General features: G+C 71.1%; 1 protein-coding gene and 1 pseudogene. Both read right to left on the minus strand.

Features of this window, described 5'->3' with window-relative positions:
* A partial coding sequence (locus tag ACFVWD_RS58435; RefSeq protein ID WP_389607329.1) for a helix-turn-helix domain-containing protein occupies positions 1–675 on the minus strand: 675 nt, incomplete at its 3' end.
* Between the two features lie 25 nt (positions 676–700).
* Positions 701–1,275, minus strand: a pseudogene (locus ACFVWD_RS58440) (transcriptional regulator); the annotation flags it as partial.

The following is a 1,275-nucleotide window of genomic DNA, read 5'->3' on the forward strand; positions in this document are numbered from 1 at the left end:
GATGTCCACCGGACGGAGCAGCGCGCCGGGGTGCACCACGAGCGGTCCGCTGTGCCCGAGGAGCAGCGGTTCGGAGTCGAGCCGGTGGGGCTGGTGGCCGACGGAGTAGGAGTGGGCCAGGATGTGCCAGGTGCCCACGGGGACGTCCCGGAGCTCGAAGGCCCCGGGGCTCTCCAGAGTGGTCCAGCGCGCCGGCCGGCCCTGGCGCATCCTGCCGGGGAACAGGCCCACGAAGACCCGCTCCGGCCTCTCGCCCGGAGCGGAATGAATGCGTCCGCGTAACGAGAGGTTGTGGGCGACGGAGGTAATACGGCTCGCGGGGGAGGGGAATCCCGGCTGCACCCCGCCGAAGTCGCGATAGGCGCTCGGGGAAAGGCCCACACAGGCCTTGAACCGCGAGCTGAAGGTACCGACGCTGCTGTAGCCGACCTGGCTGCTGATATCGGCCACACTGAGTGCAGTATGCACCAGAAGTCGCTTGGCCTCCTGAATCCGTAAGGCGGACAGGAAACGCCCGGGAGAGGTACCGGTGACTTCACGGAAGATGCGGGTGAAATGGAACTTGCTGAACATCGCCGTGCGCGCCATGTCGTCGATCGTGAGGTTCTGACCGAGGTTGACGTGCATGTACTCGACGACCCGGCGGACCGCGTCCTCGATGGTGTTCGTGGTCACCGTAACTCCCTGTCGAAGTAGGCCGTCAACGGCGAGGTGGCTGAGTGGTACGGAGTTCCGGGCTGTCGGCCGCGGCGCTGTGCCGGCGCCGGACCATCTCCTCGGCGAACCGGCGCCAGGCGTCCGAGCAGTGCTGCGCCAGGTCCGCCATCGAGTCGACGCAGTGGGCGGGGACCGCGTCCGCGCGCCGGCGCCAGGCCTCGTCGACGACGAACCGGTTGTGCAGCCAGCGCATGAGTTCGCGCCCCTGGTCGGAGTGGCGCATGGAAGGGTCGTTGGAGAGCCTGCGCAGCGCCTCCAGCGGCGCCCGGGACCGCGGGGACACCGGCGGTCTCCCGGCGACGGCGGGCGGCGCCTTCGGGCTCGTCCGGACGACCGCGCCGACGGGCGGCTTGGCCGCCGCCTGCTTCTGGCGGGCGGGCCCCGTCTCCAGCATCGCGCTCTGCCGGTTCTGCGGGACCGGGTCCTCGCCCCGCAGCAACCGGCGGCGGACGTCGTGCGCCGTGCCCAGCGACAGCCCGGTCTGCTCGACGACGGAGCGCAGCGGGAGCGCCGGGTCCTGGGTCAGCAGCGCCGCGGCGTGCAGGCGTTCGGCGGTGC

It is taken from the genome of Streptomyces sp. NPDC058086 (assembly GCF_042885015.1).
In the GTDB taxonomy this organism is placed as follows: Bacteria; Actinomycetota; Actinomycetes; order Streptomycetales; family Streptomycetaceae; genus Streptomyces.